The sequence below is a fragment of the Leeuwenhoekiella sp. NPDC079379 genome (assembly GCF_044542075.1).
In the GTDB taxonomy this organism is placed as follows: domain Bacteria; phylum Bacteroidota; class Bacteroidia; order Flavobacteriales; family Flavobacteriaceae; genus Leeuwenhoekiella.
On sequence record NZ_JBITTU010000003.1, the window covers coordinates 410205 to 435134 of the forward strand.

24 protein-coding genes are annotated in these 24930 nt (G+C 33.1%); all 24 read left to right on the plus strand.

Going from position 1 to position 24930, the window contains the following annotated elements; translation table 11 throughout:
• Positions 1-59: 59 nt before the first annotated feature.
• Positions 60-2258 (plus strand): RecQ family ATP-dependent DNA helicase, encoded by a 2199-nt coding sequence (locus ACIGAM_RS07835; protein ID WP_396510902.1) that lies wholly within the window; start codon positions 60-62, stop codon positions 2256-2258.
• Positions 2259-2300: 42 nt separating this feature from the next.
• Positions 2301-3275 carry a polysaccharide biosynthesis/export family protein gene (locus ACIGAM_RS07840; protein WP_396510903.1) on the plus strand — a complete coding sequence of 325 codons (975 nt, stop codon included), beginning with the start codon at positions 2301-2303 and terminating at the stop codon, positions 3273-3275.
• Entirely contained in the window at positions 3276-5759 is a 2484-nt protein-coding gene (locus tag ACIGAM_RS07845) for a polysaccharide biosynthesis tyrosine autokinase (protein ID WP_396510904.1), read from the plus strand.
• A complete protein-coding gene (locus tag ACIGAM_RS07850; protein ID WP_396510905.1) occupies positions 5759-6622 on the plus strand; it encodes an ABC transporter permease in 864 nt (287 codons plus the stop codon). Before ACIGAM_RS07845 ends, ACIGAM_RS07850 begins: the two co-directional genes overlap by 1 nt.
• Complete coding sequence (locus tag ACIGAM_RS07855) at positions 6622-7908, plus strand: ABC transporter ATP-binding protein (protein WP_396510906.1); 1287 nt, start codon at positions 6622-6624, stop codon at positions 7906-7908. Before ACIGAM_RS07850 ends, ACIGAM_RS07855 begins: the two co-directional genes overlap by 1 nt.
• Positions 7892-8806, plus strand: a complete 915-nt coding sequence (locus ACIGAM_RS07860; protein ID WP_396510907.1) for an FkbM family methyltransferase — start codon at positions 7892-7894, stop codon at positions 8804-8806. Before ACIGAM_RS07855 ends, ACIGAM_RS07860 begins: the two co-directional genes overlap by 17 nt.
• Positions 8806-10017 (plus strand): glycosyltransferase, encoded by a 1212-nt coding sequence (locus ACIGAM_RS07865; protein ID WP_396510908.1) that lies wholly within the window; start codon positions 8806-8808, stop codon positions 10015-10017. Before ACIGAM_RS07860 ends, ACIGAM_RS07865 begins: the two co-directional genes overlap by 1 nt.
• 17 nt (positions 10018-10034) lie before the next feature.
• Positions 10035-10934 (plus strand): glycosyltransferase family 2 protein, encoded by a 900-nt coding sequence (locus ACIGAM_RS07870; protein WP_396510909.1) that lies wholly within the window; start codon positions 10035-10037, stop codon positions 10932-10934.
• A 15-nt stretch (positions 10935-10949) separates the two neighbouring features.
• Positions 10950-11939: a glycosyltransferase family 2 protein gene (locus ACIGAM_RS07875; protein WP_396510910.1), complete on the plus strand. Its 990-nt coding sequence runs from the start codon at positions 10950-10952 to the stop codon at positions 11937-11939.
• Positions 11930-12889, plus strand: coding sequence for a glycosyltransferase family 2 protein (locus tag ACIGAM_RS07880; protein WP_396510911.1), 960 nt, complete (start codon positions 11930-11932; stop codon positions 12887-12889). The genes ACIGAM_RS07875 and ACIGAM_RS07880 overlap by 10 nt, the downstream gene beginning before the upstream one ends.
• Positions 12886-13722: a glycosyltransferase family 2 protein gene (locus ACIGAM_RS07885; protein ID WP_396510912.1), complete on the plus strand. Its 837-nt coding sequence runs from the start codon at positions 12886-12888 to the stop codon at positions 13720-13722. The genes ACIGAM_RS07880 and ACIGAM_RS07885 overlap by 4 nt, the downstream gene beginning before the upstream one ends.
• Positions 13719-14585, plus strand: a complete 867-nt coding sequence (locus ACIGAM_RS07890) for a glycosyltransferase (protein ID WP_396510913.1) — start codon at positions 13719-13721, stop codon at positions 14583-14585. The genes ACIGAM_RS07885 and ACIGAM_RS07890 overlap by 4 nt, the downstream gene beginning before the upstream one ends.
• Entirely contained in the window at positions 14582-15571 is a 990-nt protein-coding gene (locus tag ACIGAM_RS07895; protein WP_396510914.1) for a glycosyltransferase family 2 protein, read from the plus strand. The genes ACIGAM_RS07890 and ACIGAM_RS07895 overlap by 4 nt, the downstream gene beginning before the upstream one ends.
• Positions 15568-16389 carry a hypothetical protein gene (locus ACIGAM_RS07900; RefSeq protein WP_396510915.1) on the plus strand — a complete coding sequence of 274 codons (822 nt, stop codon included), beginning with the start codon at positions 15568-15570 and terminating at the stop codon, positions 16387-16389. The genes ACIGAM_RS07895 and ACIGAM_RS07900 overlap by 4 nt, the downstream gene beginning before the upstream one ends.
• Before the next feature lie 7 nt (positions 16390-16396).
• Entirely contained in the window at positions 16397-17281 is an 885-nt protein-coding gene (locus ACIGAM_RS07905; protein WP_396510916.1) for a polysaccharide pyruvyl transferase family protein, read from the plus strand.
• Positions 17281-18225: a glycosyltransferase family 2 protein gene (locus tag ACIGAM_RS07910; RefSeq protein ID WP_396510917.1), complete on the plus strand. Its 945-nt coding sequence runs from the start codon at positions 17281-17283 to the stop codon at positions 18223-18225. The genes ACIGAM_RS07905 and ACIGAM_RS07910 overlap by 1 nt, the downstream gene beginning before the upstream one ends.
• A gap of 45 nt (positions 18226-18270) precedes the next feature.
• Positions 18271-19326: a hypothetical protein gene (locus ACIGAM_RS07915; protein WP_396510918.1), complete on the plus strand. Its 1056-nt coding sequence runs from the start codon at positions 18271-18273 to the stop codon at positions 19324-19326.
• A gap of 35 nt (positions 19327-19361) precedes the next feature.
• Complete coding sequence (locus ACIGAM_RS07920) at positions 19362-20345, plus strand: glycosyltransferase family 2 protein (RefSeq protein WP_396510919.1); 984 nt, start codon at positions 19362-19364, stop codon at positions 20343-20345.
• 7 nt (positions 20346-20352) lie between these two features.
• Positions 20353-21588 (plus strand): UDP-glycosyltransferase, encoded by a 1236-nt coding sequence (locus ACIGAM_RS07925; RefSeq protein ID WP_396510920.1) that lies wholly within the window; start codon positions 20353-20355, stop codon positions 21586-21588.
• On the plus strand, positions 21578-22510 hold the full coding sequence (locus tag ACIGAM_RS07930; protein WP_396510921.1) for a glycosyltransferase family 2 protein: 933 nt from the start codon (positions 21578-21580) through the stop codon (positions 22508-22510). Before ACIGAM_RS07925 ends, ACIGAM_RS07930 begins: the two co-directional genes overlap by 11 nt.
• Positions 22500-22946 carry a hypothetical protein gene (locus ACIGAM_RS07935; RefSeq protein ID WP_396510922.1) on the plus strand — a complete coding sequence of 149 codons (447 nt, stop codon included), beginning with the start codon at positions 22500-22502 and terminating at the stop codon, positions 22944-22946. The genes ACIGAM_RS07930 and ACIGAM_RS07935 overlap by 11 nt, the downstream gene beginning before the upstream one ends.
• 86 nt (positions 22947-23032) lie before the next feature.
• The gene (locus ACIGAM_RS07940) at positions 23033-23311 is read left to right on the plus strand and encodes a hypothetical protein (RefSeq protein WP_396510923.1); all 279 of its coding nucleotides are present in this window, start codon (positions 23033-23035) and stop codon (positions 23309-23311) included.
• Positions 23311-24258: a glycosyltransferase family 2 protein gene (locus tag ACIGAM_RS07945; protein WP_396510924.1), complete on the plus strand. Its 948-nt coding sequence runs from the start codon at positions 23311-23313 to the stop codon at positions 24256-24258. Before ACIGAM_RS07940 ends, ACIGAM_RS07945 begins: the two co-directional genes overlap by 1 nt.
• The gene (locus ACIGAM_RS07950; RefSeq protein WP_396510925.1) at positions 24255-24923 is read left to right on the plus strand and encodes a cytidylyltransferase domain-containing protein; all 669 of its coding nucleotides are present in this window, start codon (positions 24255-24257) and stop codon (positions 24921-24923) included. Before ACIGAM_RS07945 ends, ACIGAM_RS07950 begins: the two co-directional genes overlap by 4 nt.
• The last annotated feature ends 7 nt before the right edge of the window (positions 24924-24930 follow it).

Genomic DNA, 24930 nt, shown 5'->3' on the forward strand with positions numbered 1-24930 from the left:
TGTGGAGTAGAAATTACTATATTTAGAATACAAATGTATGCAAATTTGAACAAGCTTTAATGACTTCAGAAGAAATAGACTTACACGCAGCTCTTAAAAAATATTTTGGTTTTAGTCAATTTAAGGGGCTACAGGAAGATGTAATCAAAAGTATCGTTAAAGGCGAACACACTTTTGTTATTATGCCCACTGGTGGTGGTAAATCATTGTGTTATCAATTACCGGCGTTAATTGAAGAAGGTACCGCTATTGTAGTGAGTCCTTTAATTGCCTTGATGAAAAATCAGGTTGATGCTCTTCGTGGAATTTCAAAAGAACACGGCATCGCACACGTACTTAATTCCTCTTTAAATAAAGGTGAAATAAAGCAAGTAAAAGAAGACATTTCTAATGGAATAACTAAACTTTTATATGTTGCGCCTGAGTCACTTACAAAAGAAGAGAATGTTGAATTTTTACGTTCTGAGAAAATAAGTTTTGTTGCTATTGATGAAGCGCATTGCATTAGTGAATGGGGACATGACTTTAGACCAGAGTATCGTAACCTAAGACACATCATAAAGAGAATAGGGGACAATATTCCTATAATCGCGGTTACAGCTACCGCGACTCCAAAAGTACAGGAGGACATCATGAAAAATTTAGGGATTTCTGATGCAAACTCTTTTAGAGCATCCTTCAACAGACCCAATCTTTATTATGAGATACGTCCAAAAACTAAGAATGTTGATGCAGATATAATACGTTTTGTAAAACAAAACCAGGGTAAAAGTGGTATTATTTATTGCTTAAGCCGAAAGCGTGTAGAAGAACTTGCTCAGGTTTTACAGGTAAATGGGATATCTGCTGTACCGTATCACGCAGGATTAGATGCTAAAACGCGAGCAAAACATCAAGATATGTTTCTTATGGAAGATGTTGATGTTGTAGTTGCTACCATAGCATTTGGGATGGGTATAGATAAGCCAGACGTACGTTTTGTAATACATCACGATATACCTAAAAGTATAGAGAGTTATTATCAGGAAACTGGGAGAGCCGGTCGTGATGGCGGTGAGGGGCATTGCCTCGCTTATTATGCATATAAGGATATTGAGAAGTTAGAAAAATTTATGAGTGGCAAACCTGTTGCAGAGCAAGAGATAGGTCACGCATTACTGCAAGAAGTTGTAGCTTATGCAGAAACTTCGATGTCACGACGTAAATTTATTCTTCATTATTTTGGAGAAAAGTTTGATAATGAAACGGGAGAAGGCGGAGATCTTGATGACAATGTACGTAACCCTAAAAAGAAGCATGAGGCAAAAGACGAAGTTGTTAAAATGTTGAATGTTGTCAAAAATACCGGAGAAATATATAAAAGTAAAGAACTGGTATTAACGCTTGTAGGAAAGTCAAATGCGATTATTTCCTCGCACAGAACAGATGAAGAGCCTTACTTCGGAAGCGGAAAAGATAAAGAACCCGGCTACTGGCGGGCACTCTCAAGACAAATACTTGTTGCTGGTTTTCTAAAAAAAGATATTGAGACGTATGGTGTTGTAAAAATGACTAAGGCTGGCGAGAACTATTTAGAAAAGCCACAGTCATTTATGATGACTGAAGATCACACGTTTGACAATTCAAGAGATGAAGTTTTTGAGCGAGGTACATCTAACGGTGGTGGAGCAGATGCAAAACTAATTGCTATGTTAAAAGATCTTCGAAAAAAAGTAGGCAAGAAAAAAGGAGTTCCGCCTTATGTAGTTTTTCAGGATATGTCGCTAGATGATATGGCTATAAAATACCCTACGACCTTAGACGAGATGGCAAATGTTTTTGGAGTAGGCGAAGGAAAAGCAAAAAAATATGGCAAAGAATTTATAGATCTTATTACAGTCTATGTTGCTGAGAACGATATTTTAAAGCCAGATGAGCTAGTAGTAAAATCTACAGGAACGAATAGTGCTTTGAAGCTTTATATAATACAAAATGTTGATCGTAAATTGCCGCTTGATGACATTGCTTCTGCAAAGGGATTAGAAATGGTTGATTTTGTAAAAGAAATGGAAGTCATTGTTAATAGCGGAACAAAATTAAATATCAATTACTGGATAGAAGATATTCTTGATGAAGATCAACAAGAAGAACTACATGAATATTTCTTAGAGGCAGAGACAGATAGTATTGAAGCGGCTTTAGATGAGTTTGACGGAGATTATGATGAAGAAGAACTGAAGCTTTATCGTATTAAATTTCTAAGTGAAGTAGCTAACTAATTTTAAATAAATTCATTAAACAGCTTTGTTTGAAAGGTATATATGCACTTTTTAAACAAAGCTGTTTTTGTGTTTCACAATAAAACGTTAAAGGTTATATTTGTCGAAGTTGCAATCCCAACTAATATGAAAATTCCTACAAAAAGTCCATTTTTACTTCAAAATTGGGAGTTAGAACAGCGAAGCTCTGTCTTGTTGTTATTAAATTCTTCAAAAATGCTTTCTAACCATATTTTTAGAATTGCATTTTTAGCGCTTTTCGCTACATTGGGTTCTTGCATTCCTACTAAAAAACTCACCTATCTTCAAGAATCAAATACACTTCAGGACAGTCTTATACAAGTTAATGTTTTAAAAAGCCCCTATAGAGTTCAGGTTCATGATGTTTTAAGTATTCGTGTTAAAGCGTTAGATCAGGAATTAGTAGCTTTATTCAATCCGCAAGGAGGAGAAGGCGAAGGTGGTAGCCTGGGCGATGGCTACTATTATGATGGGTTTGTGGTAGATGATCATGGCAAAATACGACTGCCTACGCTAGGCGATGTATCTGTTTTAGGATATACCGTAGAAGAAATTAGAGAGCAAATAGAGCAAAAATTATTAGATGACTATTTTACTGAAAATGCAAACATATTTGTAACCGTAAAACTAGCAGGTATAAAATATACCATAGCAGGAGAGGTAGGTAGCCCTGGTACTAAAGTTGAACTTGTTGAAGAGTTATCATTACTTGAAGCTATTGTGAATAGTGGAGATGTTACCCAATTTGGGAATCGCACTGATGTCTTGATTTTAAGGCAATACCCCGGTGGCAGGAAAGTTCACCACGTAGATTTGACAAAAATAGAGGCATTAAATTCTCCTTATTATTATATTCAGCCTAATGATTTGATTCTGGTAAATCCGCTTCCGCAGAAATCGTTAGGGATAGGCACAACAGGTTTGCAATCATTAAATACGCTAGTTTCGGTATTTACTTTAGCAGTTACCACCGTTTTATTAATCACCCGACTTTAAATGGAAGATGAGTTTGAAATAAAGGATTTACAGAACTTTTTTGACTTTAAGGGTTTTGTAATTAAAGTACTCAGCTGGTGGCCCCTATTTGTTGTCTGTATAGGTGTTGCATATTATATCGCACATTATAAAAATGTAAGAAAACAAACGGTTTATCGTATGAGTAATATGATAACCGTTAAAGACGATCAAAATCCGTTTTTTACAGCCAATACCAGTCTTACCTTTAACTGGGGAGGAACTACCGATAAGGTACAGACAGCGATAATTTTATTACGCTCAAGAAGTCATAATGAAGCGGTTGTAGAAAAATTACAGTTTTATGTAGATTACCTTCAACAAGGCGAATATCATCTTGAAGATATTTACGGGAATACACCATTTACAGTAGATGTAAATGTTTCAAGACCTCAGTTATTAGGTAAAATGATTAAGGTTGTTTTTGTAAGTGATAAAAAGTACCGATTAGAAATTGATTTTCAAGGCGGGACTTCTTCAGCTCAAAATTATAACACCAAAGAAATAAGTACTATATCAGTGCCTAACAGCGCTATAGTAAAAGAATATAATTTAGGAGATCCTGTAGATTTACCGTATTTCAATTTTAAACTTAACCCATCTGGAATTCCTGCAGATATTGGAAAAGAATATCTCATTCAGTTTAATGCCTTTGATGGTGCTGTAGGTAGATACAGAGGAATAGGAATAGACCAGACGCCTACGGGATCTAGCATTTTAAGCTTGAGTCTCACTGGTACTAACAAAAAAAGACTGGTTGATTATTTAAATTCTTCGGTGCGCGTACTTAGCGAAACCCAATTAGAGCGTAAGAATTTATTTGCCACAAGAACTATAAAATTTATAGATAGCAGTCTGGCGGTAAAGACTGCAGAGATGAGTAGCGTTCAGGAAGAATTAGACTCATTTAGAGATAATAATTCTTCGGTAGGAATAGGAGGGAGCGAAGAAGGTTTAATAACCAAAATAACCGAGTTAGATGCGCAAAAGCAAAATTTAGAACAGCGTCTTCAGTATTACCAGGATTTGGAGCGTTATTTACGTACGCGGGAAGATTATGGTACAGATATTCCGGCGCCCTCAATTACGGGCATTGGTGAAGGTAGTGTAACACAAAGTGTATCGAGTATAATAGAATTAGCTGAAGAGCGAAAACGACTGGCATATTCTGCAAAACCGAACAACCCGGCTTTTAAAGATTTAGATAGGCGTATCAACGCAATTAAATCGGTTTTATTTGAAAATATGGCTTCAAGCCAGCAAATATTAAATCGTCAATTACGAGATGTTCGCAGTGAGATCGCACAGACAGAATCTCAAATGCGGAAACTTCCTAATGAACAGCAACAACTTTTTGGCATACAAAGAAGGTATAATCTTACTGAAGGAGCGTATGGTTTATTTTTAGATAAGCGCAGTCAGGCAGGTATTGTTAAAGCAGCTAATGTTTCAGATATATTGATTATAGACGAAGCTAAAGATACAGGAGGTGGCGCTATAGGCCCCAATACTGAAGTGAGTTATGTTATGGCTATCGTGGCAGGGACTGTGGTGCCTCTGGTTATCGTATTTCTAGTATTCTTTTTTGACACTAAAATAAGTAACCCTAACGAAATAAAAAGACTTTCAAAAATACCTGTTTTAGGTGCTATAGGAAAGAGTACTTCTAAAAGTAGCCTTGTGGTAATTGAAGACCCAAGATCTGCAATTTCTGAAGCTTTTAGAGGTATACGGTCTAGTCTTCAGTTTATTTACAGAAAACAAAAGATTGAAGGAGCTAAGACGGTACGTGTTACCTCTTCAGTAAGTGGAGAAGGCAAAACATTTTGTAGTATCAACTTAGCCAGTGTATTTGCTTTAAGCGAACGCAAAACAGTTCTTGTAGGTCTTGATTTACGTAAGCCAAAGATATTTGGGGATTTCAATTTACCTCTAGATAAGGGTGTTGTTAATTTCTTGATAGGAGAAGATAATCTAGAATCCATAATTCAAAAAACACAAATCCCTCATCTTGATGTGATTTTAGCAGGGTCAGTACCTCCTAATCCTTCAGAGCTTTTAATGAGTGATCAGATGGATGTTTTAATTGAAGAGTTAAAAAAACGATACGATTACATAGTTCTAGATACTCCTCCTATAGGTTTAGTCGCAGATGCATTAGAATTAGATGATTATGTAGATGCCACGTTGTATGTGATACGTCAACATTACACAAAGAAGGGAATGTTGCGCTTAATAAACGATAAGTATAAAAAGAAGGAGATTAACAATACAAGTTTTATACTCAATTACTTCAGTGCTAAAAGTAAAATGGGGTATGGTTATGGTTACGGATATGAATACGGGTATTCTTATGGTAAATATGGAGAAGCGTATCGCGATAAGAAGCCTAAGGGATTTCTATCCTTAGTATTAAAGAACCTTAAGAAACTGAGAGGTTGGTTTAATGAGCAAGTAGAAAAATAATGGCAGAGCAGGAAGAATGGTTGTATGAGATCAATGCCAGACAGCCTTTAATTGACATTGATTTTAAGGAAATATGGAGGTACAGAGACCTGCTATTTCTTTTTGTTAGACGTGATATCATTTCGGCTTATAAACAAACAATTCTTGGACCTTTATGGTATTTAATACAGCCATTATTTACCGGGATTATATTCACACTGGTTTTTAATAATATCGCCAGTATATCAACAGGAGGAGCACCGCCGTTTTTATTTAATTTAGCGGGTATTACGATGTGGAGTTATTTCGCCCAGTGTTTAAACAATACATCAAATACGTTTGCCAGTAATGCTGGGCTATTTTCAAAAGTATATTTTCCCAGAATTATCTCCCCGATGTCACAGGCTATTTCAGCCTTATTTAAATTGAGTATTCAGCTTTTTATTTTTGCCTGTTTTTATATTTATTTCGTAGTTAAAGGATCAGAAGTACAACCTAATAATACGCTTTGGTTTTTCCCTGTTCTTCTGCTTATTGTGGCAGTATTAGGTTTAGGAGCAGGAATGTTGATTTCGTCTTTAACTACTAAATATAGAGATTTTAGAATTTTGATTGGCTTTGCGACGACACTTCTTATGTATATATCGGCAGTAATGTACCCGATTTCTGAAGTACGTAATAGCTCTACTTTAGCAGAGTATACCTGGGTAGTCGAACTAAATCCTATAGCTATTCTAATTGAAGCTTTTCGATATATGACGTTGAGTGAAGGCTTATTTGAATGGCCCTTACTTACTTATTGCTCAGTGTTAAGTCTGGTTTTGTTTTTTATAGGATTGATCGTTTTTAACAGGACCGGTAAGAATTTTATTGATACGATATAATGAGTAATATTATTCTTAAAGCAGAAAACATTTCAAAACAATATCGCTTAGGCAATGTAGGTTCCGGTACCCTACGCGATGACTTTAAACGAAATTGGGCGCGCATACGAGGGAAAGAAGATCCTTTTTTAAAAGTAGGTGCAGTTAATGACCGCAGTCAAAAATCTACGGAGGACTATGTATGGGCTTTGCGGGATATCAACTTTAAGGTTGAGCAAGGTGAAGTACTTGGGATTATCGGTAAAAATGGAGCCGGTAAGTCTACCTTACTTAAAATACTTTCAAGAGTTACTGCACCCAGTACAGGAGTTATTAAGAGTCGAGGACGCATTGCTTCCTTGCTTGAAGTAGGTACAGGTTTTAATCACGAGCTCACCGGTCGGGAAAATATCTATCTCAATGGAGCGATTTTAGGAATGACTAAAGCTGAAATCTCTTCAAAACTTGATGAGATTATAGACTTCTCGGGGTGTGAACGTTATATAGATACACCTACAAAACGATATAGCAGCGGTATGACCGTGCGACTAGCATTTGCAGTTGCAGCTTTTTTAGAACCGGAAATTCTCGTTGTAGATGAGGTGCTTGCTGTAGGAGATGCCGAATTTCAAAAAAAGGCAATAGGTAAAATGCAGGATATTTCTAAAGGCGAGGGAAGAACAGTGCTTTTTGTAAGTCATAATATGATAAGTGTGAAGAGCCTTTGTAGCCGTTTACTTGTTTTAAATAATGGTTTAGTGAGATTTGAAAGTGGTATTCAAGAAGGTGTTGATTATTATTTAAAGGGAGAGGATACCGTTTTTGAAAATCAATTAGCAGACAGGACTACTCGGGAAGGAGATAACTCTATTTTTAAATTTGTTGACGTCAAATTGATGGACTCTGCAAATAATTCTGTTAAAAGTCTCTCTGTGGGAGACCCTTTGAGAATTCAGCTTCATTTCCAATCCAATCCTTTAATCGATTTATCTGAAATTATAATTACCATTGGCATAAAAGATACTGATGGTAACTTGATTACTTTTTGGTCTTCAGATGAAATCGGTTTTAATTTATCTATGAAAAATTCGGATGATAGTTTCGATTTATTTATACCCAAATTGTTTCTAAGAGCAGGAGAATATAGACTTTGGTTATTCTCTTCCTATAAAAATACCTCACCAGCTAATTTTTGCGATGTTATTGATTATGCTACTTTAATTAACGTCATTTCTAAAGATTATTTTTTATCTGGAAAGGTTTTACGTAACAATGCCAATTTTTTCATGGATGGTCAATTTTTATAGAGATGCAGTAATCCGGAAATTAGATGCTTTTTTTAATCAAAAGAGGTTTAGAGGCAATGGATATATTCTTAAGCTACTTAAAGCTTTAAAAAGAAAACCTTCTGCCAATATGATAGTTCAAAGTAAATATGGTTTTAAACTGAAAATTGATCCTGTATTAGATAAAGGAGTAGAGCGAAGTATTTATGAAACTGGTACTTATGAGGAGGGAACGCTTTGGGTATTGTCAAAAATCATAAATAAAAATGATATTGTTATTGATGCAGGTGCTAATATTGGATTGATGACCTTATTTTTTGCTTATACTTTAAAGGCTAAAAAAGTATTTAGCTTTGAGCCTATGCCTACTACTTATCAATTACTTTTAGATAATTTAAGGCTTAATAAAGTTAATAATGTAGAAACTTTTGCATTTGCCTTATCAGATAAAACGACTACAGGTAAAATATACCCAAACCTAGCTATTAACAGGGGAGCAGCTTCTTTAAATAAATCGAAAGCTGATGAAGAAGGAATATCAATAGAAATCAAGCGCTTAGATCAGGTTGAGTCTATTTTAGAACAGCCAACTATTAGTTTCTGTAAGATAGACGTTGAGGGGTCTGAGTTTTTATTATTAAAAGGATCTGAATTTCTATTTAATCAAGAAATAAAGCCAAGTTTGTGTTTAGAGTTTAGCAAAGATGTTAACTCTAATAATTCTACTGATGCTATTTATTCCTTATTAGTTGATACCTATTCTTATCTACTCTTTAAATCTATCAGAGGTAAAGCTATTAAGTCAACTTTAAAACAAATAAAAAGCATGGATGATTTACCTATTCATGATAATATTTATTGTTTTGACAAGATTGTATTTGACAAATTACCTCAAGAACTTTTTGAAGAAAAGATTTAATGAGAATCGCAGTTGTTGTAGAAACCTTCCCTACTATTTCTGAAACATTTATTGTGAATCAAATATTAGGTTATTTAAATGCAGGGCATGAGGTACGTATTTTAGCCTATCACAAAGGGGCTGATTCTGCACTTCATGAATCTATTTTAGCTAATGATCTTCTTCAGCATGTTTTTTATTTTAGAAGTTTCAGGAAAGGAAAGTTTAAATTTATTCTTCGATTTGTATTGCAACTTGTTACCCGTTTAAAATTTGTCAATTTCCCAACCTTATTTGAGTTGGTTTTTAAGCTTTTTACAAAGTCTAAAAACAGACTTTCTATGCTAGAACATATGCAGTGGTTTGTTGTGCAAAAACGGTTTGATATTGTTCATGCTCATTTTGGTCCCATTGCCAATCGTGTACTGGTTTTAAAAAGTTTTAAAACTCTTAAACACACAAAGGTTTTTACCTCGTTTCATGGTTATGATTTAAGACCAGATGAGATAGGTTATAATCGTCAACGCTATCACGCCTTATTTACTATGGGAGATGGGTTTATTGTAAATACTCCTTACCTCAGGTCTATTTTAAAAAAAGTAAAAGGGAACTTAGATTGTGTTTATACCATACCTGTTGGTTTGGATATTAATACGTTTAAACCAGAGTGTATTAAGCGTATTCCGTATTCTCTTTTATTTTGCGGAAGACTTATTGAATTTAAAGCCCCGGATCTTGCAATTAAAATAGCTCACTTTATAAAGTCAAAAAATATCGATGTTAGGCTTTCTATTATTGGAGAAGGCGTTTTGGAATCTAAATTAAAGGATTTATGTATAGAGCTCGACATGACGAATTACGTAGACTTTTTAGGAGTTTGTAAGCAGGAAAGGGTGCACTTTCATATGAATCGTAATCAAATTTTATTAATGCCAGGGATCTATGAGAACGTAACCGGGAGAGCAGAAACGCAAGGTCTGGTTATACAGGAAGCGCAAGCGATGGGAATGTCTGTTTTAGTTTCTGATGTAGGTGGTATGAAGTATGGTTTAATTTCAGGAAAAACTGGATATGTTATATCAGAAAATGATATTGAGAAATTTGCAAATTGTGCGCTGAATTTGTTTGAAAATGAAAAATTGCGAGATCAAATGGGACAGGATGCCCGAGAATTTATAAAAGAAAATTATTCAATTGAATTAATTACAAAGAAGCATTTAAGAATTTTTTGAATTAACTCTTTTTCTAAATGACGGATCCTTTAGTTTCTATTATAATTCCCACATATAACCGAGCACACTTGATCGGGGAGACTTTAGATTCGGTATTGGTACAGACTTATGAAAATTGGGAATGTATTGTAGTAGATGATGGAAGTACAGATGAAACGGCTGAATTGTTAGCGTCCTATGTTCAAAAAGATTCTCGTTTTCAATACCATCGCAGACCTTCTAAAAGACCTAAAGGAGCTAATGCGTGTAGGAATTATGGGTTTGAATTGAGTAAAGGAGAATTTATACAATGGTTGGATAGTGATGATTTATTAGGTTCAACTAAAATTGCTGCCCAGTTAAATAATCTTCTTAAGGAAGACTGTTCGTCGTTAGCTACTAGCTATTGGTATGATTTCAAATCTTCAATTGAAGATAGTACTCTTGTAGATTGCGGGAGTGCTTATGCTTCCCATTTAAATATAAAAAGTTTCCTTAATGCATTAGGTGAAACTTATGGCTATTTACCACCACACGCATATTTGATGAACAAAGAAATTGTTAAAAAAGCTGGATTTTGGAATGAAAAATTAAGTATTAATCAGGATGGAGAGATGATGATTCGAGTATTTTTGAAGTCCAAAAAAATTGTATTCTGTGAAAATGCGCAAATTTATTATCGCGTTGCAGGGTCTGATAATACAAGCAAAATTAATTCATTGAAAAAAGCAGCTGATGCAGTCGAAAGTTGGAAAAAGATTAGAAAGCTTTTGAAAAGAAATAATTTGGAACGAAATATGTATTTGAGAACCAATTTAAAACACTTGAGAATAAATTTGATAAAAGATCACGAACAATTTGTATTACAGAATCCAAGCTTATTTGATGTTAACAAAGGTTTCTTAGCAAGGATACAATCTAAGTTTTTTTCTTCCTAAAATCCTTAAGTTCTTTTGAAATTAATTACAATTATTCTTCCTGTTTACAATGGGGAAAAATATCTTAAGCAATCTATAGAAAGTTGTTTGAACCAAAGTCATTCATATTTCGAGTTAATCATAATTGATGATTTTTCGGCAGATAATTCGCGTGAAATAATTCGAGAATTTAAAGGCTCAGATTCTAGAATTAGGTTTTATAAGAACAAAAAAAACATAGGTCTTCCTGAAACCTTAAATAAAGGACATGAGTTGGCAAAAGGGAACTATATTACTTGGACAAGTGATGATAATACATACCATAAGAATGCTTTAGAAATTCTATTGAAAAATATAGCAATCGAAAACTCAGAATTTGTCTATTCTCACTGTAATGTAATTGATGAATCTGGATCGGAGATTGGATTTTTAAGTGCAAAAAATCCTGAAAACTTGTTTTTTGAGAATTGTGTTGGTGCATGTTTTTTATATACAAGGAAATTTATAGAAACAGTAGGAACTTATAATGCTGACAGAACTTATGTTGAGGATTACGATTATTGGTTAAGGGGTCTGCAACATTTTAAGTTGAAACCCGTGAAAGAAATACTCTATAGTTATAGGTTTCATAACTCCAACTTAACAGCAGATATATCTAGGGATATTGTAAAAAAAAAGCAATTCTCTAAAAATCTAAAAGATTCATTAAAAGGCTTAGTAGGTATGTCTGATGGCCTATTAGATTATTTTATAAAAGCTCATTTTAAAGAGCAGGGCTTTTCATGGGAATTAGTCAAAAATAGAGATCTTATTTTAGAGGGAAATCTTTTGGAAGAAAAGAGTGGTTTAAGACCAAATGTACTAACATCGATTATGGTAATCAAATTGGTCAACTTGATTTTCCAAACTCGAGAATTTCAAAATTTACAGACTTTAGGATTTATATATACTTTAAAATATTTTTGGAAAGCTAAAATACCAATCAAACGCAGGGCTGCATTAATTAAGAAATGCGCATGGGGCTGAAAAATAATAAAAATAAGGTTTCTATCATTATAGCTACATACAATCGTGATGAATATATTATCGATACTTTACGCTCTATACAAAATCAAACATTTGAAAATTGGGAGTGTATTATCATAGATGATGGATCAACCGATACTACTGAGAAATTAGTGTGTGATTTTTTAAAATCTGATTCGCGTTTCATTTATGAAATTCGACCAGCTCATATTCAAAAAGGAGCTAATGCCTGTCGCAATTACGGTTATAAAAGGTCTTGTGGAGATCTTATTAAGTTTTTTGATAGCGATGATCTTATGTTACTAAACCATCTAGAGGTTTTAGTTTCTGAAATTGAAGAAAATAACCTGGACTTTGCCGTTGGTGATTGTAGAAACTTTGATGAAAATGGTTTGTTAGAATGCCCTTATGAGATAGACCGCACAAATGCCGTTATGACCCCCCATCGCTTTGCTCTTTTTAATGTCGCCTGGATTACAAATGATTTACTTGTAAGGCGGGAATTTGCAGATCAATTACAGTTTGCAGAGGGGATACGTGATCAGGCGAGCGAATATCAATATAATATTAAACTACTGTATCTCACTACAAACGGTAGCCTAGTAAATCAAATTTTGGCACATAGGAGGATACATAATGACGGTTTTGTTGTTAAAGCTCTTAAAAGACCAATTTGGTTTGATCAAATGAATGCAGAGTTGAAATTGACTACAATGTTATATCTAAAAGATATAGCTCCTGTTGAGAAACTAAAGTGGTTTTTATCGGGTCATATTCAGCTTAATTTTAAGTTGGCTTGCAAGCGTGTTTGGCCAGAAGCTCTCTTAATAACAACTTCTAAACTCATCAAGTATCACGGATTATTAAAAGGATTACTGTATCCTGCTGCAATTCTTTCTGGTTTTGTACTTGGTAAAGGTTATACTATTATAAAATACATTAGAAAGTGAATCGGCCAGAATTGTCTATTATCATTCCGTATTTCAACTCAGGTTCTTTTATTGAACGAACCTTAAAACTTGCAAGACAACAGATAAATGTTGATTTCGAAATTATTGTAGTAGATGATGGTTCAGATAAGCGAAATAAAGAAAAACTTTCAAATTATCTTGACCAGATTGATTTACTGCTAACTCAAGAGAATAAAGGACAAGGTGCCGCGCGCAACACGGGTATAGCTAAAGCAAAAGGAGAATTTATTCTTAATTGGGATGCAGATGATTATTTTGAAAGTGATTTTTGTAAAAAGGCAATTCAGGTGATCAAAAATGATAATAATGTCAAGTTGGTCACTAGCATAGGCAATAGAACAGACGGGAAAAATTATAGTGAGAGGATTATACCTGCTGGAGGAACACTAAATAATTTTTTGTTTGATAACCAGGCCTTTGGAAGTGCATTGTTTAGAAAATTAGACTGGAGAACAGTTGATGGATATGATGAGACTCAAGAACTAAGAGGTTTTGAAGACTGGGAGTTTTATATACGTTTACTTAAAGAGGGTGGGATTGCATATGTACTACATGAATGCCTATTCACCTATTTTAGACATTCAGAATCTACTACTTCAAAAATAAAAGATACGCGATATAACAAAAGATTGTACATCTACAAAAAGCATCAAGAACTTTATAAATCAAACTTCTCCTCTTTAATGGAAGACACGTTTAAAAGACTCGAAGGTGAGCGTAAAAGCAGGTCAAAAATAATTGAAGGAATTGATTTTAGAGTTGGTCGTTTTATTTTAAAGCCTATACGTTTAATTAAGAGTTTATTTAATTGAATAATAAAAATAATGCTTTTGTTTCAGCGATTATCCCGGCTTATAATGCAGTAAATCATTTAACTAGGGCAATAGATTCTTTATTAAACCAAAGTAAACCTTTATTGGAGATTATAATTGTTGACGATGGTTCAACGGATACAACCTTGCAAATAGCAAAAGAGTATGAGTCTAAGTATAAAATTATAAGAATCATTAGTCAAGAGAATTTAGGGGTTTCTGCGGCTCGAAATGTTGCTATAAGAGAGTCTAAAGGTTTATACATTTTAATGCTGGATTCTGATGATTTTTTCGCAGAAACCTTTGTAGAAAAAGCTATTCAACTAATAGAAAGTGAAGGGTATGATGCGATTACTTGTGGAATAAATAAAATTGTAGGAAACAAAACTTTGTTTAAATGGATTCCTGACCAAAGTAAGATGAATAAAACCAATGTGCTTTTTGAGAATATTTCACCGGCTTGTTGTCTTTTTAAAAGAGATGTTTTTTATGAAATAGGGTTTTATGATGAGAGCTTCAGAACAGGTTTTGAGGATTGGGATTTTAATATCCGATTTATATTTTCAGATTACCAATATGGAGTCATTGATGAGTATTTGTTTTCCTACTTTAAAACAGAAAATTCAAGAAGTGTTTTAGCCAATTTGCATGAAAAAGAGATAAGAAAGTTATTGATAAAAAAATATAAAACCCATTATTCTAATTACCTAGAAGAATTTTCTGATTACGCTACTGAGCAAAAATCTAAGATTTTTTTAGAAGCTCAAAAGACAAAAAATAGTAAAGAATATCGTCTGGGTAAGGCTGCTTTGAGGCCGATAAGGTTTTTAAGAAAGGTACTCTGTACACTGATCAATAAATGAAAGAATCACAACCTCTCATTTCTGTTCTTTTACCCGTATACAATGCTGCAAATTTCATTGAGGAAAGTGTGCAAAGTATTCTCAATCAAACGCTAGGTGATTTTGAACTTTTAATAATAGATGATTGCTCCACAGATAGTACGCTAAAAGTAATTGAGAGTTTTGAAGACTCCCGTATTTTTCTTTATCGAAAGAAAATAAATAGCGGGTATACTGAAAGTTTAAACTGGGGTATCACTAATTCAAGAGGGAAATATATTGCAAGAATGGATGCAGATGATATTAGTCTGCCTACGCGTTTTGAAAAACAAATACGTTTTTTGGAAGAAAATCCGGATGTAGCTATTTGCGGCACAGATGCAAAAGTTATTGGGGGTGATTTAAAGTTTAATTATCCATCTTCTAACGAAGAAATTAAGATAAATCTTTTATTTGGCAGTTCTTTAGTTCACCCTACAATTATGGGAAGGCGTGAGGTATTCTTAGAATATTCTTACGATACATCAAAAGAACCCGCAGAGGATTATGACTTATTTACGCGTCTCGCAGTTTCAGGGAAGAAAATGGCTAATATTCCTGAGTCTTTACTTGTATATCGTGTACACAGTAATCAGATTTCTCAGGTTCAAAATACTAAGCAAAACAGCAGTGCTCAACAGAGTATGTTGAGAATGTTTAAGAAAATCCCATACGATAAAAATACGTTTAGTGATACTCAGGTTTTAGAAGCTATATGGCCTTCAGGGCAGCATACAACAGATAGATTATTTAAAAGTATAGAATTTTATAAATGCATATATCACGAGAATGATTTTTATGAACGCGCAAAATTTCAGAAAAGAATAGTGATAAAAAAAATGAATTATTTGAAGTTTCATTTAAATGGTAATCATTTGAAACCAACTGAGAGAATTATCTTATATCTGCATTTCATTAAAATAAGTCCTATACGAGCTTTTAAGTACTTTCTTTCCAGAATTAAATGACAAGAATTGAATTGAGTTTGGTCAAAACAGTCAACAAATTGCAATATATACGTGCACTTCACGCTATATCTGAAGTTTGTGTTTTACATCTTTCTCCTGAAAATGAGAAGAAACTCAAACCTCTGCTTTCTTTTTTTGAAATAGAATACTGTTTAGAAACAGATACAAATTTTACAGATGTTTTAGATCTAATTACTGTAAATCATTCAAAGCCATTAACTAAAATTGGTGAGTTAGAAAGACCATTAATTTTCGCCAACTCACTAACAAATTTTCTAAAAAATAGTTGGCCTGAAGCCAAAAATTTAAAATTTAGTTTTGTTGGTCTTTTTACAAAAGAAAGAAAGATTGCGTTATTAAAATGGATTAAAAACTTCGATAATTCGATTTTTTATCCCTTTTATCTAAACTACAGACCAGTTACAAAAGCAGTAAATTTACAACTTAACTTTACTAAGAAAAAGAGTTTATTCTATATAAGTGCTTCTAAAAGAGGACGCGAATTTCCTTCGAAATCATTTGATTTAAATTACTTCAACATATTATTGAGATCAAAATTTGTTCTCTGCCCTTCGGGTGATTTTGTGTGGACTTACAGATTTTATGAAAGTGTTTTGTGCGGGGCGATTCCTGTTATTGAAAAATACTGTGAAGCATATGAAGGATATATATTCAGGTATTTTAACGATGATACTAACTCATTTCAATGGTCAGAAGAAATAGCCCTTTATAATTATAAATTATGCGTAAGTCAAATAACAGTTTCTCGTGAAGAATTATATAACTCACTACTAAATAACACAAGTTGTAATTTTTAAAGTACAAATGATGGTTCACTTATATTGGTGGAAAAGTAGTACCAGTAATTTTAAAAATTTTGGTGATGAAGTAGGGCCCTATATATTGATAAAGCTTTTTAAAGCAAAAGTAAATTGGGTAGTTCATCCTTCAATGAGAAGGTACAAGTATTTTATAACGCATTATCTAAGTGCTGGTAGTATTATTTCTGAAGCCAAAATGAATTCGGTAGTATGGGGTAGTGGAATTATGTTTGAAAATCAGGAAGTAAAAGATGCAAATTTTATTGCTGTCAGAGGGCCATACACGAAGAGTCGACTGGAGTCTTTAGGATACTCAGTTCCTAATATTTTGGGAGATCCAGCACTATTACTTCCTCTTTGTTATAACCCTGTGTGTCAAAATGGTTTTGAGATTGGAGTAATACCGCACTATGTTGATTACGAAAGAGTTAATAAGGCTTTTCGTTATTCAAGTCAGGTTAAGGTAATTAACTTAAAAACAGATCAGATTGAAGAAGTTATTCGTCAGATAAAACAGTGTAAGCTAATACTAAGCTCTTCTCTACATGGGCTCATTGTGCCCAATGCGTATGGGATAACTGCAATTTGGGTAAAATTTTCAGATCACTTGGGAGGTGACGGTATCAAGTTTAAGGATTATCTAGCCACCGTTGGACTTGGTGATCAGACATATATCGATCTTCGAAATAGTAAGTTGGAATTAAACGAATTGACCAGCATAGTCAAACAGAATCAAGATTTATGGAGACCAAATATGGATGACGTAAAAAAATGCCAGGATGACTTGCTTCAAGCTGCACCTTGGTCAAAACCTTTCGCGTCCCAGGTGTTTTTTAATATAAAACATAAGATAAGGTTCATATATAAACTGGTTAAGACTTATTTCTGATGAAGGAGACAGTTTATATAATAATAGCAGCTTTCAATAGAGAAAGTTTGATAAAGGAAACTTTGCAAAGTATTGGTAATCAAACCTATTCTAATTTTAAATGTATAGTTATTGATGATAATTCTACAGATTCGACAGCAGAAATTGTTAAATACTTTGCAGATAGTGATATGAGGTTTAAGTACTACCTCAAACCACCTTCTTATGAACAGGGATTGCCGCAAACACGAAATTATGGCCTGGATATCGTTGAAAGCTACAATCCAAAATATGTTCAATTTTTTGACGATGATGATATAATGCATCCTCAAAAGTTAGAATTACAAATGAATGCTTTTAATCTTAATGATGAAGTAGCGCTTGTAAATTGTCAGTATAGCGGTTTCAGAGAGGTATCAAAAATTGATTTTGATAAAATAGATGATGAGATAAACGTAAGAACTGAAAACCCAGCAAAGGATTTCCTTTTTAAAAAAATTAAATTCCATTCTTGTGGGCCCATTTTTAAATGGGATTTAATTAAGAAGATGAGATTTGATCGAGAGCTTAAATTTTTTGCTGAAGAAGAAGAATTCTATTTGAGAATGCTTTTCAAAGAAAATCCTGCTTATGATGCAATTCACAGACCCTTGTTCTATTACAGGCACCATTCTAAAAGTGTGACTGGGAATAACGATAACAGAATACAAAAAATAGGGACAACATTTATATTAGATCAAAAAATGTGGGATTTCTTTAGCGAGAATAATTTAGTAGATCGGGACTTAATAGCATATTACACGAAAAGATTCAGCATTGATTTTTATAATAAAGCCTATTTAAAAAAAATAGATACCTACCTAAAAATAGCACCATCATATAGTGTGTTTTATAAAGCAAAAATTGGGATACTCCTGAAACTTTATTCTTTTTTGAGAAAAGTATTTTTTAAAATACTACAATAACTAGTTGTTTCTATTTAAACATCTAACTATATAAAGCTTCTAAACATGAAAATTTTTGATAGAATTTTATTTTCTTCAAAAAAAGAATTAGCTCTTTTTAAAAAGTATATTCTTTTAAGAAGGAAAACCAAGAGGTTAGGGAGTAATGAAAAAACCGTTTTTATAAACATTTATAATCCAGATGATTATAAATTTTATCTATACAACTTTATTAAGTTTTTCTTAATTGAAGGTTATGTAGTTTACATACCTAATAGTTTATTTAATTTCAGAAAATTTAATAAACATATTTCTAATGTGTTTATAGAAAATTCAGTTGTATTGAAAAGTTTTCCTAAAGCAAATTTAGTATTTGATGATGGCAATTTAAGTATTGATTATTTTAATGCTACAGCCAGGTTGCAAAATAAAGGTTATTTTATTCCTATGTCTTCACATCCTCAAATGTATCAACAGAATCATTGGGATCGAAAATTAAATACCGAGAAATTATATACGAAAGCTATTTTGGTTGGGAACTTTAATGCTGATTATTATTCCCAAATAAACAATACAAAATTTGATAGTATTCCCAGACATATTATTTACAACTATCTTTTAGAAAAGAAAATAGCTAAGACACTTAGTAGTCCAAAAAATGTACTTAATGTTGGTCATGAAGTATTAAATTTCCTTTGTGTTTTTGTAAATAGAACAAAGAATGAAATACCTCAAAAGCATTTAAGAAATTTTTTAAATAAATTCTATTTTTTTTTGGCAGCACCAGGAGTATTAATGCCTCTTTCGCATAATATCATTGAGGCAATGTCAGTAGGATCGATTCCTATTTTACAAAGAAATTATGCCAATCTATTTATGCCTGCTCTTTCACATAGAGTTAATTGCTTAATTTTTGATGATTTAAATCAATTAGGCAATTTACTTTTAGAAATCGAATTTTTAGAACTTAAGTTTATAAAACAAATGTCTAGAAATACCCAAAATTACTACAATCAGTTCCTAAGCCCTTCTGCTGTGGTTGAACGCATTAAACTGGAATATAAAAATAAGAATACTTTTTACCTTTTGGGGGAGCTAAATAGTATTGAAAAAATGTCTTAAAGCAATAAAGGCAAACTTTTTAATTGGTTACTAATATGCGCAGAGGTTCAAATCCTGAAAAACTAAAAGAGAACACTTTAAAAAAATACTATCATCGAATTATAGTTATAATTCATATTCCAAATCAAGAGGAAGATTATTATAAAGATCAATTGCCTGTTTTGCAGAAATGTTTAGATGGGTTATTTGCTACAATTAATAGGTCAATATCTGTGGTGACAATTATTGATAATAATTCCTGCCAAGAGGTCAAAAATCTTTTGGACTTATATCAGGATAAAATTGAAAAATTAGTAAGATTAAGAGAGAATTTAGGTAAGGTAGCGCCTATTCTTAACGAGGTAAGAGGCATTTTTGAACCCTTTGTTACGCTTATGGATTCTGATGTATTATTATTTGAAGGCTGGGAAAAAGCGGTTATTAATATATTCCAGAAATATAAATATGCAGGTATTGTAGCCCCACTGCCTTGTCCAAATCTGGCATTTTATAACAATTCAGCAGTATTTGTAAAGAATTTTCTTTTTGGAAAATTGGGGTACGATAAAGTCGTTGACGATAAAGACTGTAAACTTTACCTAAAAGGTTTTAATAGTGATTATCTATTAAATAGAGCCAACAGGCAATATGACTGGAAAGAAAAAAGTTATTTTTTCAAGAATGATCCGTCTGTTATTATCGGAGCAGGTCACTTCGTAGCAACTTACAGAACTAAACTATTTCATAAATATAACAATCAGCCTGAATATAAATTCAAAGGAGGTTATGAAGATGAATTTCTTGATAAGATAAGCGATAAGCAAGGTTTTTACAGGTTATCTACAGTAAAAACTTATGCTTATCATATGGGAAATGTACTAGACAATTTTATAACAAATACTTTAAGTAGGTCAAATGATGACCATGTTGACGTTGAAGTATTAAAACAGGCAAGTAGTTTTTCAGTTAAAAATAATTTTCATCCCTATAAGCTTGTAGATTTTCTGTTTAGGGTTGTGAAAAAGGTGTATAAACTTTAGCTTAAATATGATATTAATTGTTGTAGACTCAATTGATCCAGAAGATAGTAGTGGTTCTAAGGTTAATGTAGCGTTTATATCAAATCTCAAAAAAGCAGGTTATGAAGTAAAGGTTTTAACCTTAAATAAAGCTCATAATAAAAATCTTCAATTAGGAGAACTACTTGTAGAACCAATAAAAAACTTAAATTATTTTTTAAGTAGAGTACAGCGTGTATTTCAGCGTTATGTGAAAATTGATCTCTCCCTAGTTTTGGAGAATAGATTTGGTTTTTCATTTACATTTTTTAATGAATGTCAATCTCTTCAAAAAGAACTTGAACAACTAGATACAATTTTTTTTGAATTAATAATTACGCTGAGTAAAGGAGAAAGTTTTAGGCCTCATTACGCCGTCCTTCATTCACTTAAGTGGCATACTAAATGGCTTGCATACATTCACGACCCCTATCCTTTCCAAAACTATCCTGAGCCTTATAGATTTATACCTAAAGGCGCAGCGCAGAAACATCGTTTTTTTAAAAAGCTAGCCGTCACCTGTCGTTTTGCAGGTTTCCCGTCTCAATATCTTGCAGATCATATGGCAAATTTTTACGGTGACTTTTTAACCAAACAAGTTATTATCCCACATCAATATGATTCCTCTTTCAGGATTGGAGCGTTACCATCTTTTTTTAATAAAGAAATGTTCAACCTTGTTCACGCGGGTAACCTTATTGCAGGCAGATCTCCTGAAGGTTTGCTTAAAGGCTTCGAGGGGTTTCTGAAAATAAATCCTGAAGCTAGGGGTAAGTCTTTTTTACACCTCATCGGGCCTTCTGGAAGCTACTCAGATTTGTTTGAAGACTTTTTAGAGATTGAGGAGTTTTTGCCTAGACCTTCAGTATCATACGCTGAAGCCGTAGCACTTCAAACCCATGCAACTGTTAATCTAATCATAGAGGCTAGTGACTCTGCATATAGTCCATTTTTACCAGCGAAGATGGCGCATTTGGTCCACGCAGATAAACCAATTTTCACCCTGAGTCCAGATGTAAGTGAAGTAAGAAGATTACTGGGTGCAGAATATAGCTGGCAATGTAGAGCAGATGATAGTGAGCAGATTACTCACATTATTTCTAACTTATATAATCAATGGAAAGAGATTGGTCACAATATGTCATTAAACAGACAGGATCTCCAAAATTATTTTTCAACATCTCACTTGGATGAAAAAATTCAATTTCTAAGAAATGAAGCCTGAATTTTTTAAAAATATTACACTTGTTATTACAACTTATAATAGAAAAGTTGCTTTGTGGAAAACACTGAATAAACTTAAGGGCCTAATACCTTTTAAGCAAATTATAATATGTAATGATGCTTCAACAGATTTATCCTACAATGAATTGCATAAGCACTTTTCTGAAATCCTATGGATTACAAACATTTCAAATGAGGGATTGATCTCAAGTAGGAATCGGTTGATGAATCTAGTAAAAACTGAATATATTATATCGTTAGATGATGATGCTCACTTTTTAACCCCGGAAGCTTTGTTAAATGCGATAAATTTTATGGAAGAAAATGATGATTGCGGGGTTCTGGCATTTAGATTATTTTGGGGTCTAAATAAACCTAAAACCACTATATCTAGATTCAAAGTAAAAAGAGTGCGCAATTATGTAGGCTGTGGTCATTTATATAGAACTGAAGTCTGGAAGAATGTTGTAGTCCAATATCCTGATTGGTATCAATTTTATGGCGAGGAGGACTATGCTTCATTAAAATTATTTAAAGCTGGATGGCATATTTATTACTTTCCGCAAGTTCTTATTCATCATAGGGTGTCGTTGAAAAAACGTAAACGACAAAAAGAATCTCAAAGCAGAACTAGACGTTCACTACACGCAGCGTGGAGTAATTATTTGATATTCTATCCTAGAACTATTGCTTACCAGCGTATTTTATATTCTTTGAAAGAACAAATTCGCTTAAAGTTATTAAAAGGAGATTTGAAACTCATCAAGTATTTGAGCTTGGCAATTTTAGATCTGATTCAATTTACTCCTAAAAGGCAAAGGCTAAATTTTAGATTAGATAATGATCAACTTAGAAATTATTTAAATTTACCTCAAGCCCCAATTTACTGGAAACCCAAAAAGGTTAAAAGCATTGATAGATAAAAATAGTATAGTTCTGCTAACAACAGTTTCTAATTTTGATCTTTACAATAAGACCAAATACTCCCATCCAAAAGGAATAAAAAAAGTTGTGATTGATGGTCAAGACGGGATGTATGGTATTGAAAGTTTGTACTATTTATTTAAAAAGTTAAGGAATAGAAATATAAAATGGTTGATTCTCGCAGATGAAGATGTTATATTTTTAGATAATTTGGCAATTTTTGATATAATAGAAAAGCTTCAAGACACTGGAGCTATTGCTGCGGGAGTTAGGGATGGAGGAACAATACCAAATAGAATTCATAACCCTTACGTTCCTAATATGTTTTTTTGTGTGCTTAATTTTGAGAAAATCGTACAGGTATATAATAAAAAAAAATTAAAAAAAATGAATTTATTAGTAAGGATGAGTTTATTGAAGATTTATCAGGATTAAAGGAACCTTTCAAAACTGAAAGTTTATTTGAACCCTATTATAAATTTTTTCTTTGGTTAAAACGGAAAGGTGAACACTATTTGTTTTTGAACGCAGAACTGTATGATTCTAAAAATGATGAATTAACCACGCTTGTCAAATCATTAAATGGAAAGCCGATGCTTATTCATACCTGGTTTGCCCGATCGTATGGCTGGAATAAATATCAAACAAAGCGCATAGATAGCTTACTTCAAATATTCAATTCTAAAATTGTACCGGAGGAAAGTGAATCAGTTTCAATTATTAAAGATCCCTACTTTAAATATCAGAATAAAATCAAGAAATTTTTTTTAAAGCTAAAAATGAAATCATTTATAAAGTAATGGCTCATAATTTAGTGTCAATCATTATCCCCGTGTTTAACCGCGCTTCCTTTTTGGAGGCCACGCTTAACTCAGTAAAAGCCCAGAATTATCAAAACTGGGAATGTATAGTTGTTGATGATCACAGCACGGACGATTCCTGGAAAATTTTGAATACCTATCAACATGAAGATTCCCGATTTAAAGTCTTCAAAAGACCAGATGCCAGACCCAAAGGCGCAAATGCTTGTCGTAATTTTGGTTTTGAACAAGCCAGCGGTATGTATGTAAATTGGTTCGATTCAGACGATCTGATGAAACCTACATTTCTTCAAAGTAAAATTGATAAACACGCAGGAGGTAATTTTGATCTTGTTTTGTCTAAAACAATTATTTCTACTTTGGGGTCAAATGAATATGTAAATGAGCATCGTACAAAGTTGAGTTCAAATTTACTTGAGGATTTCCTGACTCGGAAAATTACTTGGTACCTTCCAGATCCCATGTTTAAGAAATCCTTTTTGATAGGTCATATATTATTTGATGAGAATCTTCTTGGGGGGCAGGATCGTGATTTTTTCAGAAAAATAGTATTAGCCGACCCCAAAATAGCTGTTGTAGAAGATTATTCTAGAGTTTATCTGCTTCATAACGATAGTATATCAGAATCGATTTACAGAAAACAAGCTCCAGAAGTCTTGATTTCAATTTTTAGGGCACAAGTCGCATACGTTGATATCCTAAGGGAAAGAAAGTTGCTCACTACAAAACTTAAGAAATTTTATTTTAAAGACCTCATCAAATTCACACCCTTTCTTTATAGGAGTCCTGAACTGTTTAAACTTCTTGAGAGTAGCCTTTTTAAACTTCAAATGATTGATTTTGTATTTTTTAAGCTATGGTTCAAATATTACTTGGGCCTTACTAGCCTAAAAATAACCGGAAAAGGACAAAAGCTATTTAAATGAAAAACTACCTCGTCCTTATCCCAGCCCGCGCCGGTTCCCAACGTCTTCCTGAAAAGAATATGAAGATGCTAGGCGATTTGCCTTTGATAGGGCATAGCATTAATTATGCACGTCAGGCAGGCTTTGAACATATAACAGTTACAACAAATGATTTTGAGGTAGCTGCTTATGCTAAAAGTAAAGATTTAAACGTGATTCATAGGCCAGACGAACTTGCTGGTAACCAGGAACCTGTTATTTCTGCTATTCAACACGCTTTAGAAAATCTTCCAGATGATTATTATTCAATAATATTACTGCAACCTACAAATCCGTTGCGGCCGGAAACTCTTTTAAGAGAAGCAATTCAGATATTTGAAGAAGAAAACTGTGAGAGCTTGATGACCGTTTCTCGAAATGTGCACAAACTGGGAACTATTTCAAATAATCGGTTTAAACCCTACAATTATAAAATGGGGCAGCGCAGTCAGGATTTACAACCTTTATACTATGAGAACGGGTTGCTTTATATTTTTAAAACCGAATTGGTTAAACAAGGAAAACTCCTAGGAGAGAAAAACTTCCCTTTAATCGTTGAGCATCCATTTGCTGAAATTGATATTGATACCGAAACTGATTTTAAAAAGGCTGAGATGTATCTTAATTTTTATAAAGACATTTACTAATACTAAA

Coding starts and splice junctions, on each gene's coding strand:
- ACIGAM_RS07835 (WP_396510902.1), top strand. CDS start 60: ATGACTTCAGAAGAAATAGACTTACACGCAGCTCTTAAAAAATATTTT.
- ACIGAM_RS07840 (WP_396510903.1), top strand. CDS start 2,301: ATGCACTTTTTAAACAAAGCTGTTTTTGTGTTTCACAATAAAACGTTA.
- ACIGAM_RS07845 (WP_396510904.1), top strand. CDS start 3,276: ATGGAAGATGAGTTTGAAATAAAGGATTTACAGAACTTTTTTGACTTT.
- ACIGAM_RS07850 (WP_396510905.1), top strand. CDS start 5,759: ATGGCAGAGCAGGAAGAATGGTTGTATGAGATCAATGCCAGACAGCCT.
- ACIGAM_RS07855 (WP_396510906.1), top strand. CDS start 6,622: ATGAGTAATATTATTCTTAAAGCAGAAAACATTTCAAAACAATATCGC.
- ACIGAM_RS07860 (WP_396510907.1), top strand. CDS start 7,892: ATGGTCAATTTTTATAGAGATGCAGTAATCCGGAAATTAGATGCTTTT.
- ACIGAM_RS07865 (WP_396510908.1), top strand. CDS start 8,806: ATGAGAATCGCAGTTGTTGTAGAAACCTTCCCTACTATTTCTGAAACA.
- ACIGAM_RS07870 (WP_396510909.1), top strand. CDS start 10,035: ATGACGGATCCTTTAGTTTCTATTATAATTCCCACATATAACCGAGCA.
- ACIGAM_RS07880 (WP_396510911.1), top strand. CDS start 11,930: ATGGGGCTGAAAAATAATAAAAATAAGGTTTCTATCATTATAGCTACA.
- ACIGAM_RS07895 (WP_396510914.1), top strand. CDS start 14,582: ATGAAAGAATCACAACCTCTCATTTCTGTTCTTTTACCCGTATACAAT.
- ACIGAM_RS07900 (WP_396510915.1), top strand. CDS start 15,568: ATGACAAGAATTGAATTGAGTTTGGTCAAAACAGTCAACAAATTGCAA.
- ACIGAM_RS07905 (WP_396510916.1), top strand. CDS start 16,397: ATGATGGTTCACTTATATTGGTGGAAAAGTAGTACCAGTAATTTTAAA.
- ACIGAM_RS07910 (WP_396510917.1), top strand. CDS start 17,281: ATGAAGGAGACAGTTTATATAATAATAGCAGCTTTCAATAGAGAAAGT.
- ACIGAM_RS07915 (WP_396510918.1), top strand. CDS start 18,271: ATGAAAATTTTTGATAGAATTTTATTTTCTTCAAAAAAAGAATTAGCT.
- ACIGAM_RS07920 (WP_396510919.1), top strand. CDS start 19,362: ATGCGCAGAGGTTCAAATCCTGAAAAACTAAAAGAGAACACTTTAAAA.
- ACIGAM_RS07925 (WP_396510920.1), top strand. CDS start 20,353: ATGATATTAATTGTTGTAGACTCAATTGATCCAGAAGATAGTAGTGGT.
- ACIGAM_RS07930 (WP_396510921.1), top strand. CDS start 21,578: ATGAAGCCTGAATTTTTTAAAAATATTACACTTGTTATTACAACTTAT.
- ACIGAM_RS07945 (WP_396510924.1), top strand. CDS start 23,311: ATGGCTCATAATTTAGTGTCAATCATTATCCCCGTGTTTAACCGCGCT.
- ACIGAM_RS07950 (WP_396510925.1), top strand. CDS start 24,255: ATGAAAAACTACCTCGTCCTTATCCCAGCCCGCGCCGGTTCCCAACGT.